Annotated in this window: 15 protein-coding genes and 1 tRNA gene; 4 read left to right on the top strand and 12 right to left on the bottom strand. The window is 64.7% G+C overall.

Annotation, left to right across the window (positions count from 1 at the left end; translation table 11 throughout):
• Positions 1 to 38: 38 nt before the first annotated feature.
• From dop to LFT46_RS10385, 5 genes are all read right to left on the bottom strand, one after another.
• Positions 39 to 1,712: a depupylase/deamidase Dop gene (gene dop / locus LFT46_RS10405; protein WP_236798381.1), complete on the bottom strand. Its 1,674-nt coding sequence runs from the start codon at positions 1,710 to 1,712 to the stop codon at positions 39 to 41.
• Positions 1,709 to 3,460, bottom strand: a complete 1,752-nt coding sequence (arc, locus tag LFT46_RS10400) for a proteasome ATPase (RefSeq protein ID WP_142133828.1) — start codon at positions 3,458 to 3,460, stop codon at positions 1,709 to 1,711. The genes dop and arc overlap by 4 nt, the downstream gene beginning before the upstream one ends.
• Before the next feature lie 82 nt (positions 3,461 to 3,542).
• Positions 3,543 to 4,607 (bottom strand): tRNA (adenine-N1)-methyltransferase, encoded by a 1,065-nt coding sequence (locus LFT46_RS10395; protein ID WP_236798379.1) that lies wholly within the window; start codon positions 4,605 to 4,607, stop codon positions 3,543 to 3,545.
• 98 nt (positions 4,608 to 4,705) lie between these two features.
• Positions 4,706 to 5,896, bottom strand: coding sequence for a site-2 protease family protein (locus tag LFT46_RS10390; protein WP_236802860.1), 1,191 nt, complete (start codon positions 5,894 to 5,896; stop codon positions 4,706 to 4,708).
• Positions 5,883 to 6,605, bottom strand: a complete 723-nt coding sequence (locus LFT46_RS10385; protein ID WP_236798378.1) for an HAD family hydrolase — start codon at positions 6,603 to 6,605, stop codon at positions 5,883 to 5,885. The genes LFT46_RS10390 and LFT46_RS10385 overlap by 14 nt, the downstream gene beginning before the upstream one ends.
• A 151-nt stretch (positions 6,606 to 6,756) precedes the next feature.
• On the opposite strand from LFT46_RS10385, the gene LFT46_RS10380 reads away from it, so the two are divergent.
• Positions 6,757 to 7,662, top strand: coding sequence for a PAC2 family protein (locus LFT46_RS10380; RefSeq protein ID WP_236798377.1), 906 nt, complete (start codon positions 6,757 to 6,759; stop codon positions 7,660 to 7,662).
• Positions 7,663 to 7,736: 74 nt separating this feature from the next.
• Here the strand turns inward: LFT46_RS10380 and mshC are convergent, their stop codons facing one another.
• Together mshC and LFT46_RS10370 are read right to left on the bottom strand one after the other, a co-directional pair.
• Complete coding sequence (gene mshC / locus LFT46_RS10375) at positions 7,737 to 9,014, bottom strand: cysteine--1-D-myo-inosityl 2-amino-2-deoxy-alpha-D-glucopyranoside ligase (protein ID WP_236819474.1); 1,278 nt, start codon at positions 9,012 to 9,014, stop codon at positions 7,737 to 7,739.
• A gap of 16 nt (positions 9,015 to 9,030) precedes the next feature.
• The gene (locus tag LFT46_RS10370; protein ID WP_236819473.1) at positions 9,031 to 9,864 is read right to left on the bottom strand and encodes an undecaprenyl-diphosphate phosphatase; all 834 of its coding nucleotides are present in this window, start codon (positions 9,862 to 9,864) and stop codon (positions 9,031 to 9,033) included.
• Positions 9,865 to 9,915: 51 nt separating this feature from the next.
• Here LFT46_RS10370 and LFT46_RS10365 point away from each other — a divergent pair, with 51 nt between their 5' ends.
• Entirely contained in the window at positions 9,916 to 10,851 is a 936-nt protein-coding gene (locus tag LFT46_RS10365; RefSeq protein ID WP_236819471.1) for an aldo/keto reductase, read from the top strand.
• Between the two features lie 23 nt (positions 10,852 to 10,874).
• On the opposite strand, the gene LFT46_RS10360 is transcribed toward LFT46_RS10365, so the two are convergent.
• A complete protein-coding gene (locus tag LFT46_RS10360; RefSeq protein WP_141941360.1) occupies positions 10,875 to 11,141 on the bottom strand; it encodes a hypothetical protein in 267 nt (88 codons plus the stop codon).
• 40 nt (positions 11,142 to 11,181) lie between these two features.
• Here LFT46_RS10360 and LFT46_RS10355 point away from each other — a divergent pair, with 40 nt between their 5' ends.
• Positions 11,182 to 11,415, top strand: a complete 234-nt coding sequence (locus LFT46_RS10355) for a DUF5703 family protein (protein WP_018771130.1) — start codon at positions 11,182 to 11,184, stop codon at positions 11,413 to 11,415.
• Positions 11,416 to 11,439: 24 nt separating this feature from the next.
• On the opposite strand, the gene LFT46_RS10350 is transcribed toward LFT46_RS10355, so the two are convergent.
• Both LFT46_RS10350 and LFT46_RS10345 read right to left on the bottom strand, forming a co-directional pair.
• Positions 11,440 to 12,600: an acyl-CoA dehydrogenase family protein gene (locus LFT46_RS10350; RefSeq protein WP_236819469.1), complete on the bottom strand. Its 1,161-nt coding sequence runs from the start codon at positions 12,598 to 12,600 to the stop codon at positions 11,440 to 11,442.
• 12 nt (positions 12,601 to 12,612) lie between these two features.
• Positions 12,613 to 13,917 (bottom strand): M20/M25/M40 family metallo-hydrolase, encoded by a 1,305-nt coding sequence (locus LFT46_RS10345; protein WP_236802747.1) that lies wholly within the window; start codon positions 13,915 to 13,917, stop codon positions 12,613 to 12,615.
• Positions 13,918 to 14,089: 172 nt separating this feature from the next.
• Here LFT46_RS10345 and LFT46_RS10340 point away from each other — a divergent pair.
• Positions 14,090 to 14,172, top strand: a tRNA-Leu gene (locus tag LFT46_RS10340).
• 1,956 nt (positions 14,173 to 16,128) lie between these two features.
• Here the strand turns inward: LFT46_RS10340 and LFT46_RS10335 are convergent.
• Entirely contained in the window at positions 16,129 to 18,039 is a 1,911-nt protein-coding gene (locus tag LFT46_RS10335; RefSeq protein WP_236819467.1) for a S8 family serine peptidase, read from the bottom strand.
• Between the two features lie 122 nt (positions 18,040 to 18,161).
• Entirely contained in the window at positions 18,162 to 18,623 is a 462-nt protein-coding gene (locus LFT46_RS10330) for a GatB/YqeY domain-containing protein (RefSeq protein WP_236819465.1), read from the bottom strand.
• Positions 18,624 to 18,639 lie beyond the last annotated feature (16 nt).

Here is an 18,639-nt window from a genome sequence, read left to right as displayed (position 1 = left end):
ATGCCCATCCTGCCACGGGACGGACGTTCCGGCGCGGTTTAGCCCGCAGGAGGAGTGCTGCTGTGTCCCAGCAGCTCCCCGAGGAATGGGCCCGCTTCCCGATAGCGCTCGAATAACGCTCCAGTCAGGGCTTTGGTTCCCCTCAGGGGCTCACGGGTGGGCACCCGCTGAAGCCTTCCATAACCGGGCACGTCGAAGATGACAGAGTCCCAGCTTGCCCCCACTACGTCCTTGCCGAAGCTGCTGATGCACTTGCCCCGGAAGTAGGCCCGGGTGTCGGCCGGCGGCTCCGCTACTGCCGCGGCGATGGTGGCATCATCCACCAGCCGCTGCATCCGGTTCCTGGACAGCAGGCGGTAGTAGAGGCCTTTCTCGGGCCTGATGTCCGCCCATTGGAGATCCACCAGACCCAGCCGCGCGTCGCTCCATTCCAGTCCGTCGCGCTGGCGGTAGCCGTCCAGCAGGGAGAGTTTGGCCAGCCACTCAACAGAGGTGGCGGCAGCGGCCCTGTCGCTGTCAAGCTGGGTAAGAACGGACGCCCACCGCTCCAGGACCTCGTGGGTATGTCCGTCACCGTCCACGGCGTCACCCACACCGGTGTCCTGCGCGAGTTTGGCCGCAGCCTCGTGGTACATCCACTGGAGGTCCAGGGCCGTGACGCGCCTTCCGTCGAGTAGGCGCAGCTTTGCGGTCAGCGAAGTGTCGTGGCTGACGGTCTTGAGGGCTGCGACGGGTTCATAGACCTCGATTTTGGGCGCAAGCCCCGCTTCAATGAGGCTGAGGACCATCGCCGTGGTGCCGAACTTGAGGTAATTGGACACCTGGCTGAGGTTGGCGTCCCCGATGATCACGTGCAGGCGCCGGTACTTGTCCGCTGTGGAGTGGGGCTCGTCCCTGGTATTGATGATGGGCCTGCGGATGGTGGTTTCGAGCCCCACTTCGGCTTCGAAAAAGTCCGCCCGCTGGCTGATTTGGAAGCCGGGAATCGAGCTGTCCTGGCCGAGTCCCAGCCGGCCGGCCCCACAGACCACCTGCCGGCTCACGAAGAACGGTGTCAGCCCCCGCACGATGTCCCCGAACGGTACCGACCTTGGCATGAGGTAGTTCTCGTGCGAACCGTAGGACACGGACTTGTTGTCAGTGTTGTTCTTGTACAGATTGACCGGCGGCAGGGCCGGGTCCGCGGCCAGCCTGCGGACGGCAGCCAATCCCACCAGGTCACCTGCGGCGTCCCAGGCCACGGCGTCGCGCGGGTTGGTGACTTCGGGGCTGGAGTACTCAGGGTGCGCGTGGTCGACGTACAGCCGGGCCCCGTTGCCCAGGACCATGTTCATCAGCAGGGTGCCGGATTCGTCCTGGCCGTCGAGTTCAAGTTCCTCGCGGCCGTAGGCCAGGGCCACCGCCTCCGCGTCGAGCACCGGCGGCTGGTCGGTCAGCTGGGTGGGATGTGCGGCGCCCCTGTCCACTGTCCAGCCGCGGGCATCGTGCAGCGGCTCTTCGTCGGTGTAGTCCCAGCGCGTTTCCGCTCCGCCCGCAGCGCGTTGCCGGGTCACCTGGGCGTAGGCCTGCACCACCCTGGCGCTCATCATGGTGGCGTTGGCGGATGGCGCAGATGGGGCATGGATGCCGTATTCGGTTTCCGCTCCCATGACGCGCATGGCCCCGCCGGCGGGGAGGCCTTCCCCACCGGCGGAGCCGTGTGCACCCGTCATAGATACTGTCCTGTGGTCGGCATGGTCTCGATGGACTTGCCCGGCTCCTGGCCGGCTTTCCCTTGGACGATGGTGCGGATATAGGTGATCCGTTCGCCCTTCTTCCCGGAAATCCGGGCCCAGTCATCCGGATTGGTGGTGTTGGGCATGTCTTCGTGTTCACGGAACTCATCCACCACGGCGCGCAGCAGGTGCTCGATCCGGAGGCCCTTCTGGTGCGTGGTCAGCAGGTCCTTGATGGCGTACTTCTTGGCCCGGTCCACCACGTTCTGGACCACGGCCCCGGAGTTGAAGTCCTTGAAGTACAACATTTCGGTGTCACCATTGGCGTAGGTGACCTCCAGGAACTCGTTGGACTTGTCCGTGGAGTACATCGCCTCCACCGTTCGCTGGACCATGGCATCAACGGTGGCCTGGATGTCCCCGTTGTGTTCGGCCAGGTCGGATTCGTGGAACGGCAGGTCCGTGGTGATGTATTTGTTGAAAATGTCTGCAGCAGCTTCCGCGTCGGGCCGCTGGATCTTGACCTTGACGTCCAGACGTCCGGGCCGCAGGATTGCGGGGTCGATCATGTCCTCGCGATTGGACGCGCCAATGACGATGACATTGTCGAGGCGCTCCACGCCGTCGATCTCGCTGAGGAGCTGCGGCACGATGGTGGTCTCGACGTCGGACGAGATGCCGGTGCCGCGGGTACGGAACAGTGAGTCCATCTCGTCAAAGAACACCACGACGGGGCTGCCGTCCGAGGCCTTCTCCCGGGCGCGGGAGAAGATGAGGCGGATGTGCCGCTCTGTTTCACCCACGTACTTGTCCAGGAGCTCAGGCCCCTTGATGTTGAGGAAATAGCTCTTCAAGTCAACGTTTCCGGAACGCTCCGCTGCGCGGGCGGCGAGCGAGTTGGCAACGGCCTTGGCGATCAGGGTCTTGCCGCAGCCCGGAGGACCGTAAAGGAGGATGCCCTTGGGAGCCTTCAGGCCATGTTCCCGGTAGAGGTCCGGGTGCAGGAACGGCAGTTCGACGGCGTCGCGGATCTGTTCAATCTGCGGGCCGAGGCCGCCGATGTCTTCGTAGGTGATGTCCGGAACTTCCTCAAGGACCAGGTTCTCCACCTCGGAGCGGGGTACTTTCTCCAAGGCGTAGCCGGTCCGGGAATCGACGGACAGGGCGTCGCCAACCCGGAGTTTCTCGGAGAGGAGGGCACCGGAAAGCCGGACGACGCGTTCCTCGTCCGCACGGCCCACCACCAGGGCCCGGTCGCGTCCCAGCATTTCCTTCAGCGTGGCAAGTTCACCGGCGCGTTCGTAGCCCAGTCCCGCCACGATCAGGAGTGCCTCGTTCAGGAGCACTTCCTGCCCTACCGCGAGCTGGTTGATGTTCACCAGCGGGCTGATGCCCACCCGCATTTTCCGCCCGGCGTTGAAGATGTCCACCGACTCTTCAGTGGCGGCCTGGCCGCTGTTGCCCGGAGCAGGCTGCCGCTTCGGATTTATTTGGAGGATGGTGCCGAAGCTGTATGGCGGCTGCCCTTCCTGGTCCAGGGCGTTTTTCAACCGCAGGATCTCTGCCTTGGCAGTCTCAAGCATGCTGACCAGCTTGGAGTTGTTCTGCGTGGCTGCTGCCAGCTGGCGGTCGATATGCCTGAGCTTGTCCCGAAGTATGTTGACCTGGCGGTCAGCAACCGAGAGGTCGTTGGCGGCAGACTGCTCTGCCGGAGTACGTCCGGAGTCCGTGTTTGGTGTCTCCATGATGTATCAGCCCCTTCCTGCGCTTCTCTTAAGACATTAGTCCCAGATTGCCGGGTAGGGATGGAGACTCCCGAAATGTGGACTAGTTCGTGACCTCTGGCCCGTCCACCACGTTGGTCCCCGCGATGGCGTCACGGGCGGCGCGCCGGAGCTTCTTGTCCGATACAGCGCGCTCCCCCACGGCCCCCGGAGTCCAGGCGTTGACGTCCTCTTCGTTGAAGTCGGTCTTGGACGGGCGGCGCTTGACTGAAATGCCGGTGACGCCGTCGGCGAGCCGCCGCGTGACCAGCAGGAATCCGGTGTGGGCCACCATTCGGTGGTCGGGACGGACGGCGAGACCTTCCAGGTGCCAGCCGCGGACCATCGACTCCCACGCGTCGGGTTCGGTGAACCGGCCGTCCGCCCGGATGGCTTCCGCGGTGCGGGAGAGCTGGGTGACGGTGGCAACGTAGTTGATCCACACGCCGCCGGGCGCGAGGACGGTGGCAACGGCGTCGAGGCATTCCCAAGGCGCGAGCATGTCCAGGACAACGCGGTCCACGGAGCCGGGTTCCTCGGCTTTGACCACTTCCTCCTGGAAATCACCCAGGGAGATCTGCCAGGCGGGGTGCGGGCCGCCAAAGATCGTCTCCACGTTTCCGCGGGCGATGTCCGCGAATTCCTGGCGCCGTTCGAAGGAGTGCAGGTAGCCGTTATCGCCCACGGCGCGGAGCAGGGAGATGGAGAGGGCGCCGGAGCCGACGCCGGCTTCCACTACACGTGCGCCCGGGAAGATGTCCGCCATGGTGACGATCTGGCCGGCGTCCTTGGGATAGACGACGGCGGCGCCGCGCGGCATGGAGAGGACGAAGTCGGAGAGCAGGGGGCGGAGGGTCTGGTACTGCTGGCCGACATTGTTGACCACCACGGAGCCGTCGACCTTGCCAATGATTTCGTCATGGTTGAGGAACCCGCGGTGGGTGTGGAATGCGCCGCCGCGTTCCAGGGTGATGGTGTTCATGCGGCCCCGCTCATCGGTGAGCTGGACACGTTCGCCTTCACGGAAGGGGCCGCGGCGACGGGCAGCTCCCACCGGCTGCGAGCCGCTGGCGGCAGCACCGGCTTGGGCTGCTCCGTTGGCGTCGTTGACGGCAGTTTCGCTGCTCATGATATTTCCTCGCTCCTGTAAACCTGTTGTGCCGCAACCGGACGGTCCGTTGGGACGTTGTGGCTCTATCGGCGGCAATGCACGACCGGCAGGTAACTCTACCGGTTCTGGCCCTGCGGGTGCCTATCGTTGCGCGGGCGCTTGCCGGTAATGGCCGCGAGGACTGCCTCCTGGGTCATTAGCCCAGTGACCATGCCGTTGTGGTCCACCACTGCATAGTGGCGTCCCTCAAGCTGCGAAAGGAACTGGATCAGCTCCTGCCCTTTGGACCATTCAGGGACGTAGGCGCCTGCAGCCAGTGGAAATGAAACGGCGGTGATGGGGGTGGTATCGGCGGCAGCAGCCGGCACTGATGCCACCGCGCCGGGGTCAACTACGCCCTGGGGCCGGCCATCCGGTCCGCAGACCACGACAGACTTTGTTCCTGCTGCCCCCAGGCGGATGGCATCCCGTACGGTGCCGGTGGCAGGCATTCCGGTGGCGGGCGTCGACAATGCCGCGGCACTGACCAGCGGGAGCCGGCCGCGCAGCGTGCCTTGCTGGATGGACGCTGACGCTCCCATCCAGAGGAACCCGCCCACCAGGATAGTGATCATGAGGAGGCTGAAGTCCGGACTATCTCCGGCCAGGTACGGGCGAAGGAGGAACCAGTACGCAATGGCCAGGACGATGATGCGCCCGCCCCACCCGGCTGCAACAGTTCCTTTCGCCTGGCTGCCGGTGGCCTTCCAGACGATGGACTCGACCAGCCTGCCGCCGTCCAGTGGCAGGCCCGGCAGGACGTTGAAGACGCCAATCAGGAAGTTCGCCCACATGAAGATGTTCGTCAGAATTTCCGCGACGCTTCCAAGGCTGTCGGTGCCGAGCAGCAGCCAGGCCCCGCCCGCCAGGACGAAGTTGGCAGCCGGGCCCGCCAGCGCCACGAGCACGGACCGGCCCGGAGACGATGTGAAGCTTTCGAACTGGGTGTGGCCGCCCCAAAGGTTAAGCACAATCTTTTGCGTAGGCCAGCCGTAGATTTTTGCTGTCAGGGCATGGGCGAGTTCGTGGACGAGCACTGAGATCAGGAGCAGGACGGCGTACGCGAACGCCACGATATAGGCACTCGTGCCCAGCGTCGGGTTGTTCCTGGCCAACACAGGCCCGTAGACGATCACGGTGAAGGCCGCGATCACGAACCACGAGTACGCAAGGACAACGGGGACGCCGGCGATCCGCCCCAGCGGGATGCCTTCGCGGCGTGCCGGGTTGGTGCCTTGGCCGGGGCCGCCCGGGTCAGCCACGTGCATCACCCGTTGAAGCCGCGGGTGCGTCCGCCCGCTGAAGCAGTGCTTCCAGCTCAGCCAGCCCCCGGCCGGCGAGGGTGTCCCAGAGTGCGTAGCTGTCGTGGTCCGGCAGCGGCACAATGTGGGGCACGGCCACAGTGGCGACGCCGGAGGCGACGGCCGCGGCCACGCCGGGCACGGAGTCCTCAAGGGCTACGCAGTGGTGGATTCCAAGATCGGGATCGCTCTCCTGCAGCCGTTCCACGGCCGTCAGATATGCCTCCGGGTGCGGCTTGCCCTGGCTCACGATATCGCCGGTGACCAGCACTTCGAAGTACGGCCGGGGAAGGCTGGCCACCACCTCGCGGGCCAACGGTCCCTCCGACATGGTGACCAGGGCGCAGCGAACGCCGGCCAGGTGCAGTTCTTCAAGGAGTTCACGGGCGCCGGGGCGCCACGGCACCTGCTGCCGCACGCTGTTGATGACCTGTCCGGTGAGGGTGTCGATGATTTCGCGGATTTCGAGCTCGACGCCGGCCTGTTGGAGCAGGCCCGCGGAAAAGGTCAGTGACTGGCCAACCAGCTGCATTGCCTGGTCATGGCTCCACGTTCCACCGTGTGCCTCCACCAGTGCATGTTCCGCCGCGATCCAGTATGGCTCGGTGTCCACGATGGTGCCGTCCATGTCCCACAGGACGGCTTTGAGCGGTGAACCGGAGGCAGGAAATCGCATGACGCCAGTCTACGGGGGATGGCTGGGCGGCGGCTGTGGGCTACGCCCTTGGCGAATATGACGCAGGGCCGGTGCTGTTTGCACTGGTTCCCGGGGATTTGCGGCGCTTCATTCCATGCGCGACCCTGCACCTTGGACGTAGGGTGAAGAAATGAATAGCTTCGAGGGAGACACCGCCGAACAGGGTGCCGGACCCGAGCGGGAACGGTTCCTGCAGCCAGTGGCTGACGGACAGCGCGTAACGGTGATGCTTGCCGCCTTTGAAGGGTGGAACGACGCCGGAGAAGCGGCCAGCGATTCGCTGCGTTACCTGAACAAGTTGTGGGGCGGCAAGAAGGTGGCATCCATCGATGCCGATGAGTATTACGACTTCCAGTTCACGCGCCCCACCGTCCGCAGGAACGCGGCCGGGGAACGCAAGATCAAGTGGCCTTCAACCCGCATCTACAAAGCCACCGCGCCCAACTCCAACGTGGACGTCATCTTCGTCCAGGGCACGGAACCGTCCTATAAGTGGCGCGCCTACACTGCAGAACTGCTGGCCCATGCGGAGGCGCTGAATGTGGACTACGTGGTGCTGGTTGGAGCGCTGCTGGCGGACGTCCCGCACAGCCGCCCTATCCCAGTGAGCACGTCCTCCGACGACGCACCGCTCAGGGAGCGGATGAACCTGGAGGCCTCCCAGTACGAAGGCCCCGTGGGCATTGTGGGCGTCCTGTCCGAGGTGGCGCTCCTGGCTGGTATCCCTGCCGTGTCCTTGTGGGCTGCCGTGCCGCACTACGTGGCCCAGGCTCCCTCCCCCAAGGCGCAGCTCGCCCTCCTGCACCGCATCGAGGAGCTGCTGCAGGTGCCCCTGGATACCCATGAGCTGGCCGAGGAAGCTGACGCCTGGGAACGCGGCGTGGACGAACTGGCTACCGAGGATCCCGAAATTGCTGCCTACGTCCGGCAGCTGGAGGAAGCCAAGGACACCGCAGACCTCCCGGAGGCCAGCGGCGAATCCATCGCCAGGGAATTCGAACGGTACCTGAAGCGGCGGGGCCAGGACCGGCCCTGAGTATTAACAGGTGAGGGGCGTGGGCGGAAGAATTCCGCCCACGCCCCTCACTTGTGTTCCTGCAAACTGGAGTACTACAGCCGGATGCCCAGCAGGGCGTCCACCGCATCTTTCGCCAGGATGCTGTCAGCAGGGCTGGCGGCAGCACCGCCGTCGTTCGCGGACCGTGCCCAGCGCGAGATGGCGGCAACCGCCGCCGGGGCATTGAGGTCTGCCGCCAGCGCTTCACGGATTTCGGCGAGGAGCGCCTTTCCCGATCCTTCGGGGGCGTGGTCCAGTGCAGTCCGCCACGCCGCCAGGTCAGCCTTGGCGGCCGCGAAGCCTTCGTCCGTCCATGACCAGTCGGAGCGGTAATGGTGCGCCAGGATGGCCAGGCGGATTGCAGCCGGGTCCTCACCGGCAGCGCGGAGCTTGGAGACCAGCACCAGGTTGCCCTTGGACTTGCTCATCTTTTCGCCGTCGAGCCCCACCATGCCTGCATGGGCGTAATGCCGGGCAAGGGGCACCCCTGCGAGGGAGTACGCGTGGCCGGCGCCCATCTCGTGATGCGGGAAGATCAGGTCCGAGCCACCGCCCTGCACCGTGAAGGGCGACGGCAGGTACTTCTGGGCGATGACGGTGCATTCGATGTGCCAGCCGGGCCTTCCGGCGCCCAGGCTTCCACCCGGCCAGCTGGGTTCGCCCGGCCGTTCCACGCGCCAGAGCAGCGGGTCAAGCGCCTGCCGCTTCCCGGCCCTTCCGGGATCGCCGCCGCGCTCGGCAAAAAGCTCCAGCATGGCGCTCTCGCCCAGGTGGGAAATGCATCCCAGTACCCAGGCGTCAGGTGCCGTCGACTGCTTTCCGGCAGCTTCGACGTCGTAATAGACATCGCCGTCAGGTTCCCCGTTGGTGCCTGCCACCTGGTAGGCCAGTCCCATGCTGACCAGCCGCTCCACCTCGGGGACGATCAGGCCGATGGATTCCACAGCGCCAACGTAGTGGTCGGGTGCCAGGACGTTCAGCGCCTCCATGTCGGTCTGGAAGAGCTCCACCTGCTCTGCGGCGAGGTCGCGCCAGTCGACGCCGGTGGCGGTGGCACGTTCAAGCAGGGGATCGTCCACATCAGTCACGTTCTGCACATAGGAAACCTCGCTGCCGGCGTCGCGCCAGGCGCGGTTGAGCAGGTCAAAGGCAACGTAGCTGGCTGCATGTCCCATGTGGGTCGCGTCGTAGGGGGTGATGCCGCAGACGTACATGGAGGGCCTGGCCTCCTGCTCAAGTGCCACTTCGCGGCCTGCCGCAGTGTCGAACAAACGAATCGCGGGCATGTTTCCGGGCAGGGCAGGAACGGGGCGGGAAGTCCAGGATTTCACAAGCCCAAGCCTAGCCCTAGGCGCTGATGACGCCGAAACCGAGCAGGAGGTAGAGCGCCAGGCCCAGGAAGATGCGGTACCAGACGAAGAGGCGGTAGCTGCGCGTCGAGACGAACTTCAGGAACCAGCCGATGATGACATATCCCACTACCAGGGCGATCACAGTGGCAAGGGCGGTCTCCGGAAGGCCAAATGGCCCGGAAAGGCCTTCCTTGGTGACCACCTTGTACAGCTGGTACAGCCCGCTGCCGAACACGGCGGGGATGGCCAGCAGGAACGAATACCGTGCCGCGGCTTCCCGCGTGTACCCCATGAGCAGGCCTGCAGTGATGGTGCCGCCGGAGCGGGAGACGCCGGGGATCAATGCCAGGGCCTGGGCAAGGCCGTAGAAAATGCCGTGCTTATAGGTCAGGTGCGTCAGGTCCCGCTTCTGGGCACCGGTGGCGTCGGCCACGGCAAGGATCAGGCCGAAGACGATCAGCATGGTGGCCACAATCCACATGCTGCGGAGCACGGACTCGATCTGGTCCTGGAAGAGCAGGCCGAGCACGATGATGGGCAGGCTGCCCAGGATCACCAGCCAGCCCATCCTGGCATCAGGATCCTGCCGCGGCACTTTGTAGGTCAGGGATCCGGCCCATGCCTTGACGATGCGGACAATGTCGCGCCAGAAAAAGATCAGCACGGCGGTCTCCGTGCCGAGCTGGGTGATGGCCGTGAAGGCGGCCCCGGGGTCCTGCGCGTTGGGAAGGAATTCACCCACGATCCGCAGGTGCGCGCTCGATGAAATCGGTAAAAATTCGGTCAGTCCCTGCACAAGGCCCAGCAGGGCCGCTTCAAACCAGTTCACGCTAAGACCCTACGGCATGGCACCTGTGCTTCTGCCCGTAAGCTTGCTGCTATGCAGCAGCGTTACGTCGGCAACAGTGGTTTGCGAGTTTCAGCCCTCTCCCTGGGCACCCGGTCCTGGGGCGGGGAAACTGACGAGCAGGACGCTTCAGAGTTGCTGCGGACCTTCCTCGACGCAGGCGGCCGGCACGTGGACACTTCGGCGTCATATGCGGGCGGCGCCTCAGAGGCAGTCCTCGGTTCCCTGTTGGGTGATGTGGTGTCCCGCACGGAGGTTTCCATCTCCACCAAAGCAGGAATGACGACGCCGGATGGCCGGCGTGCGGTGGACACGTCGCGGAACGCGATGCTGACCGGGCTGGACGCCAGCCTCGCCAGGCTGGGCACCGACTACGTGGACCTCTGGTTTGCCGAGGCGTGGGACGGCAACGTTCCCCTCGACGAGACGCTGGGGGCACTTGACTTCGCGGTCCGCTCCGGGCGGGCCAGGTATGCAGGGATCTCCAACTTCAAGGGCTGGCAAGCGGCGAAGGCGGCCGCTGTCAGCAGCGTCCCGCTGGTGGCGGTCCAGGCCGAGTATTCGTTCCTTAACCGGTCGGCTGAGGCGGAGCTGATGCCGGCTGCGGAGGACGCAGGGCTTGGGCTCATGGCGTGGGGGCCGCTGGGCCGTGGGGTGCTCACCGGGAAGTACCGGGGTACCATCCCGGCCGGTTCCCGTGGCGCGTCCGTCAGCGAGGCCGCCTACGTGGAGCCGTATTTGGCGGAGAAGCCGTCACGGATCGTCGATGCGGTGTGCATGGCCGCCAACGGGCTGGGCCGGACTCCCCAGGATGTGGCGCTTTCGTGGCTGCTGTCGCAGCAGGGAGTTGCCACGGCCATCGTCGGCGCCCGCACACCAGTGCAGTTGAAGGAAATCCTCGACGCCCAGCTCGCGCCGCTGCCGCCGCAGATTGCTCGGGCCTTGGAGGACGTTTCGGCAGCTTCCTAGGGCTGCCGGGTTTTCCGGGGCCGCTATTCCTCGACGATCTCCAGGTCTTCGTCGTCGTCCACGTCGGCTTCCTCGTCTTCTTCATCCTCGTCGTCGAAGACCTGAAGCGGGGTCACTTCGTTGTACGCCTCGTAAAGCGCGTCCTCGTAAACTTCGAAGGCATCGGCAACTGCGAAAAATGCTGCTTCGACTGAGGGGTCGCCGTCCCCGCGCCGGTTGGATGCTGCTATAAGGTGTTCTTCCAAAGCGGTGGTCAGGGACGAAAGCGCGACACGCGGATCGATGCTCATGACTTCACGTTAGCGGGAAAAGGACGAAAATGGAGAGCAAATGAAGGAACAATTTCTCACCAGCTCGGTCCAGCGGGAACGGGATTATTTGCGGCAGTACGAGTACCTCGTACTGACCGTCAGTCCTGATGATTCCCTGCCCGAAGCGCGGCGCCGGCTGGTTGAACACTCCGAATACGGCAAGTGGGAACTGGAACGCAGCAAGCTTTATGTGGGCGGCGGCCGGCGCTTTTGGCTCCGCCGCCGGGTGATGCAGGTCCAGCGGACCGTCTAGTGCGTACGCGGTCCGGTGGACCCTCTAATCTTCCAGCGGGCCCAGCCAGGCGTTCGCCACAGTGTTGTGGGCTGACTCGTCGTCGGAGGGGTGGAACATCCCGGCCAGCACATCGCGGTAGAGCCGTTCGAGCTCTGAGCCCCTGAAGTAGCTTGATCCCCCGCTGACGCGGATGGCCAGGTCCACCACGCGGCGCGCCGTCTCCGTCGCGTTCACCTTCAGGCCCACCAGTTTGGGGAACCATTGGGCCCCGTGGTCGGCAAGGGCGTCGACGTCGACCGTCACGGACCGAAGCTGCGGGTACAGGTTGTCCATGGCCATGGCGGCGTCCGCCACCTTCCAGCGGATGTCGGGGTCCTGGGCGTAGCTGCGCCCCCCGTTCCTGAAGGAGGTCCGCCGCTTCACGGTCTCCACGCCCACGGCCAGGGCACGTTCGCCCAGCCCCGTGTAGACAGCAGCCAGGAGGCTCTCGAAGCAGGCGAATATGGCGAAGATCAGCGGGTCGGCGTTGGGGCCCACGGGAAGTTTCCGGAAGATCCGGTCCGCAGGAACGGCCACACCTTCCAGGACAGTGGTGGCGGACTGGCTGGCCCGCATACCGAGGGTGTCCCAGTCGTCCAGGATCCGGTAGCCGGAGGTTTCGCGGGTGATGAAGCCGTGCACGAGTTCGCCGGCGCCGTTCCGGGCATCCGGGTCCTTTCCGAAGATGCCCAGGCGGGTCCAGGCCGGCGAGAGGCTGGTGAAGATCTTTGTCCCGGTGAACGAGTAGCCGCCGTCCTGATCCGGCGTGGCAGTGGTCCGGGAGTCGAAGAGGACCGAGTCGTTGCCGGCTTCCGAGTTGCCAAACGCGAAGACCTCGCCCTGGGCGGCTTCCTCGAGGACGAAGGCCAGCGAGTGGTCGCCCCGGGCGGCGAGGACGTGGGCGACGCCGGTCCAGACCAGGTGCATATTGACAGCCAGTGCGGTAGCAGGGGCAGCCGTTGCCAGCCTGCGCTGGCACTGCGCCGCCGCTTCGAGCCCAAGCCCTGCGCCGCCGTCGGACGCCGGCACGAAAAGCTTCAGGTACCCGGCCGCTGCCAACTCCTGGAGGTCCTCATGGAAGAAGGCGTTGTCACGATCATATGCGGCAGCGCGGCCGCGGATGCGCTCAAGGAGCTCATCCGGCAACAGTTCCTCAGGAGTCACGGCCTGGTCCCTTTAGTAGTTGGTGAGCAGGGTGTTCAGTACGCGGGCGCCGAACTTGAGGGAGTCCGCCGGGACGCGTTCGTCAACGCCGTGGAACATGCCGGTGAAGTCCAGATCGTCCGGAAGCATCAGGGGTGCGAACCCGTAGCCGGTGATCCCGAGGCGGCTCAGCGACTTGTTGTCCGTTCCGCCGGAGAGCGTGTACGGCAGCACCTTGGCACCCGGGTCCTCCTTGTGAAGGGCGTCGATCATCGAGTCCACCAGGTTTCCGGCGAACGGGACCTCGAGCGAGACATCGTTGTGGACGTAGCTGACGTCCACGCCGTTGCCGGCCAGTTCACGGACGATCTCGAGGACCTGCTGTTCCTGTCCCGGCAGTGTGCGGCAGTCGACCAGGGCTTCGGCAGACTCCGGGATGACGTTGTGCTTGTACCCGCCCTTGAGGAGGGTTGGGTTGGTGGTGTTCTGCAAGGTGGCGCCGACGAACCTGGCCACCGTACCAAGCTGGTTGAGCAGGAGGTCAGGATTGTCGGCGTCGAACTCCACACCGGTGAGTTCCGTTACACCGTCAAGGAACTGGCGCGTGGTGGGGGTGAGCTCGATCGGCCACTTGTATTCGCCGATCCGCGTGACCGCAGCGGCCAGGCGGGTGACTGCGTTGTCCGTGTTGATTTGGGAACCGTGGCCGGCCCTTCCATGGGCCACGAGGCGGAGCCAGGAGATGCCCTTCTCCGCCGTCTGGAGGAGATAGGTGCGCTGGCCGCCGATGGTCGCCGAGAAGCCGCCGACCTCGGAAATGGCTTCGGTGGCGCCTTCGAAAAGTTCGGGGCGGTTGTCCACGGCATAGCGGGCGCCGTACACGCCCCCGGCTTCCTCGTCCGCGAAGAAAGCGAAGATGATATCCCGCTTGGGCTTCCTGCCTTCCCTGGCGAAGCTCCGCAGGACCGAAAGAATCATGGCGTCCATGTCCTTCATGTCGACGGCGCCGCGGCCCCAGATCAATCCGTCCTTCAGTTCTGCGCCGAACGGGTCCACCGACCACTGATCACGGAGGGCAGGAACGACATCAAGATGGCCGTGGACCACCAGGGCGCTGGCGGACGGGTCCTCACCTGCCATTCTGGTGACAACGTTGGCGCGGCCCGGTGCGGACTCGAAGATCTCTGCGCTTAGGCCCACTTCTTCAATGAGCCCAGCGGCATACTCGGCCGCCGGCCGCTCCCCCGGCCCCGACCCGTCCCCGTAGTTGGAGGTATCGATCCGGATGAGTTCCTGGCAGATCCGGACAACTTCATCCTCGGGCAGGACATCAGGCATATGGGGCTCCTTGGTAGGGAATGACTGGGGCGGCACGGGCTTGAATCGCTGTCCTCAGCCTACCTACTTGGCCCGATTCGTTGTTCTCCGAAAAGTCGTGTTAGAGTTTTTCTCGCTGCTTCGGAGAGGTGCGAAACGCTGAAAGGCGGGACGGCTTCCCGAAATACCACCTGCGCGGGTGGCGGAATGGCAGACGCGCTAGCTTGAGGTGCTAGTCCTCGAAAGGGGGTGGGGGTTCAAGTCCCCCTCCGCGCACAAAGAAAACCCCGGGAAACCGGGGTTTTTTTGTGTCTCCAACCATGTGAGACGCGTCTTCAACCACGGTGGTGCCGGTACCCAGTACAACTGGGGTTTGGAATCCAGCTCCCCGGGCTGTTTCTTGCGGTGCAGTCGAGTGGGAAGGCATGTCGGCCGGGGGGGTCAAATAGGGTGTGCCTGGGGGAAACGGGGCGCACATTTCCCTGTGTCCCTATGACCTCGTCCGCATCCCCTAATGGCCTTGCTTCACCTCGGTGACAAGCGGAAACTATGACCCATAGGGTTACGCAGTCAGCCGATCCGGACCACTGCGGAAAGCAGGGACTCGTGTCCTCGCATGCTGACCATTCCCAAACATTTGAGCTCCCGCAGGTACCCAGCCCGTCAGGACAGGACCAGTGGGCCTCCTGGCCAAAGCGGGCCTTTGCGCCATGAGCACCCTTCAGGCGGTGGCCCTGATCTTCGTTGGCGCCTTCGCCTGGATCGGCCTGACCGTAGTCGTTCTTCTGAATTTGAGGCGCCGAAGGAAGGGATCCTCCAGGGTGGCTGCGGCACCGCCGGTTCCAGTCCCGATCAGCTATCGCCCCCATCGGCCCTGGCGCCGCGCCCGGCCCGTTACCGGCCAAGCCCCTGCCCCGGGACGACACAGGTTGAGACTCAGACGAATCCGCGGCTGATGTCGTTTATCCGACCGTGAGGCAGCCCGCCAAGAAGCAGGGTGGCCACCAATCTAATAAGCAATCACCTATTCCGGGTGACCTTTCTTTGGAGCAGGAATGGATACCGGGACGATCCTCGGGTTCACTTTCGGTTACCTTGCCGCCATCGCAGGGATCTTCATTCTGTACAGCCCGATCATCATTTTGTGCATCGGCGTGCTCATCGCGGGTGGCCTCCTGCAATTGCTGCTTTTGCCCTTCGCGGCCCTGATCAGAAGGCTGCGGCGCCGGCCGCCGCCGGAAACGGACCCGTCATGGCTTCTGGACCGCAGCAGGCAGGGCGAAGTAAACGTCCGACGTGCAGATGGTCGGCGTGCAGAGGGGACGGGCCCTGCTGGCCCAGTCCCCCAATGACGGCGCCACTACCCGCCCCACTGCTTCAGGCCGCCCCATCTCCCCTGCTGCCGCATTTGTTGAGTCAGCAGGAGCCCGGCCTGCTTCCGGGCGATACTCATCTGTCGGTGCGACGAAATGATGCCTCCGCGGAATGATGACCGCCGGGCTGGTCCTGCATTGACGACGTCCAGCAACTCCGAGGCAGCAACCTCAGTGGTTTCACCGCCATGCCCAAACACATGCCGCAGCAACAATCTTCTGACAGTACGTTACGGCCGCTGGCATAAAGGCGGACTTCGGCACGGAGTTGCGCCCGGATCTACGGGAGCCACCGTCCTAAGCTTTCGCCATGCACCCCTTAGCGGCAATCGCCTTGGTGTTCCTGACCGGGCTTGCCTGAGGGCGGGCGATGCCCGAGCCCGCGAGCAGCCCACAGCACACGCAGACACCCGTTGCCGATGCCGAAGCAGCAGGAAGGTAAACCTGCCATAGCTCGCCGTGCCGGTCTTTCCCCAGAACGTCTCGCCGCCCGCAGGAGTGTCCGGTGGTAACAAGTCCTGCATCAGCCGACAATTTCCCGCCTGGATCCTGGCCGCAGGGCTGACGGATTCTGTCGCCCGGCTACCGCGGCTGCAAGGGACATGGCTAAGGACGGCGTCGTGGTCGTTCTACAGATTGCGCACCCAGGCCGCCAACCTCGTGTCCGCGCCGTAGTCAGGGCCCCTGCAATAAGCAGGGCCGCCAGGGGAACCGCGACGCTGACACCTACGCTGGCGGTCGCTGGCACAGGTGTTTCTGCCAGGCCGGCGCAGGGATGTCGGGGCTCCGGCAGTTTACGCCGAAACAGCAAAGGGAACCCCAGTCCCGGACATCCCGGGCGCTTGCTCCTGCTGCCCCTTTACGCCCAGGTGATGTAGTAGCCGCCCGGACTCCAATGGATGATGCCGCCCTGGTAGTTCTGGGCGACACTCCCATCATTGCCAGTCGGATATTCATCGCTTGTGGGGTATCCCAGGCGTCCCGATTCAAACCCCGTTGAGGCCCAGATGGACCGGATCGCACCGACGGAGATGTGGGCGCCCGTGGCTGGAGACCAGATGATCGCTCCGCCCTGATAGTTTTGGTAAACGCCCCCATCCCGAAGACCGGTGACCTCGTCAGTCACCGGGTATCCCAGCCGGCCGTTCTCAAAACCCGTGGCTGCCCAAAGCCCCCGGATAGCGCCGGTGGAGACGTGTGGCCCGGATGCAGGCGAGTAAACGATGCACCCGTGTTCAAAACACTGATATCCGCCGCTGTCCTTCAGGCCGTAGACCTCGCTTGTGGTGGCCGCTCCGAGGGCGCCATTCAGGGATGCCGCCTTGGCGGCGATCGGAGTTTGCGGGGCTGGAAAGGTGACGGCAGCGGAGGCATCGATAAGGCCCGCTCCGCATCCCCCCGGGCAGGTTCCCAGGAGGGGACGTGCGGTCGCCTTGAGCTTGGCTTCGATTTGGGATGGCGCCAAGGAGGGATCGGCCGCCTTCATCAAGGCACCAACGGCCGACGCCATGGGCGTGGCCATTGACGTGCCCATCATGTATCCATAGGTCTCGGCGCCCGGGCTGGTGGTACCGGCATTCAACGTGGAGAGGATCCCCGCATCCGTGTCGCCTCCCGGGGCCATGACATCCACCGTGGGTCCGAAATTCGAGTACGACGCTTTGGACCCGGCCTTGCTGCTGGCGCCGATGGCAATCACGTTGTTGCAGTTCGCCGGCGCGACGTTCGACGCGGGCTGGTTCTCATTGCCCGCAGCGACAAAAACAGTGGAACCGCGGCTCACGGCGCCGTCGATGGCTGCCTGCATGGTGGCAGGGCACGCGGCAGTTCCCCCGACGCTCAGGTTGATGGTCTTTGCCGGATTAGCGTTGGCGGGTACGCCACTGACCGTCCCCCCTGAGGCCCAGGTAATGCTGTCGGAAACATCAGAGAGGTAACCACCGCAGGCGCCGAGCGCGCGGACCGGCTCGATTTTCACTCCGGGAGCAGCGCCGCTGACTCCCTCGGCATTGTTGGCGACGGCGGCGATAAGCCCGGCCACGTGGGTTCCGTGCCAGGAAGAGTTGGCGGACGAGCCGGAACCGCAAGCACCTGCGGTCCGGAAATCCCCCGGATCGGAGGGGTCGGCGTCCCTTCCGTCGCCGTCACCTGAAGAGGCTGGATCGGTAATCATGTCGTAGCCGGCGGTGACATTGCCCTTGAGGTCGCTGTGTTGGGTGATGCCGGTGTCGATAACGGCGACGACCTGTCCCGCACCCGTGGTTTTATCCCACACTGAGGGGACGCGGATGCCGGAATTGGGATCGGACAAAGCCCACTGCTGGGAGTAGTAGGGGTCGTTTGGTATGGACGACGGATACAGGAGGATGTCGGGCTCCACCGAGGCGACGTCAGCGCCTGCGGCAAGGCTCTCCAACATACGCTGGGACTCTGCAGCACTCAGCCGGCGGCTTGCCTTCACTACCTTGGCGTCGCTGGCCGTGGCCTTGACCTCCCTGACCTCGATGGAGGTATCGCCGGCAGCCTTCGCATACGTCTTGCCCCGCCCTGCAACGGTGCCCGCTGCCGAGGGCTTGAACTTTACGATGAACTGGTCCGTGGGCCGCGGGGAAGCCGCGGAACCGACTGGAGTGGGAGGACCAGGGGGCACTGCCGGGCTGTTCGCGGCGATGGCAGTTGTTGCGGTGCCAGAGGCAAGAATGACGGTGACCGCCAGCAGCCGCCTGGTCCTGGTACCGATGGCCTTTGTCCGACCAGTGTTCGTGCGCATATCCGCTCCTCTGGGGCCTCCCGGTTCCACCAGCGAGCCTACTAAGACCATGCCGCGTGCGGGACCCCCGCAGCGTCCCCCAATCCACGTGGGCTAAACCCCGCAATGCTCCCGGGTACTGGTCAGGCCAACCGGCCCCTAACCATCTCGCTGACGGCCTTACCGTCGAAGCGTCCCCCGATCCTGGGAGTGACGGATTTCATGATGGTCCCCATGGAGCGCATGCTCAGCTCGGCGCCGTCTGACTTCAGGCCGGCGATAACCTCGTCGACGATGGCTTCGGCTTCCTCACGGGTCAGGGCCTTGGGCAGGTAGGTCTCGATGACCTCGGCCTCGGCGATCTCCGCGTCCGCCCGGTCGGAGTGGCCGGCGGCGGAATACGTGGCAGCGGTGTCCCGGCGCTTGGCAGCCTCCTTTTGCAGGAGTGCGGTGACCTGGAGGTCATCGAGCTCAATGGGGGTTTTTCCGGACTTCTCCCGCGTTTCGATCTCGCCCAGGACGTTGCGGACCGTGGTCAGGGCCACTCTGTTACCGGCTTTCATATGAGCGACGACGTCGCCCTTCAGTTTTTCCTTCAGTGACATGGTGTTGTGGCCTCAT

The organism is Arthrobacter sp. FW306-07-I (genome assembly GCF_021800405.1).
Taxonomy (GTDB): domain Bacteria; phylum Actinomycetota; class Actinomycetes; order Actinomycetales; family Micrococcaceae; genus Arthrobacter.
The sequence above is the reverse complement of the archived record's forward strand: the minus strand, read 5'-3'. Positions and strand labels throughout refer to the sequence as shown.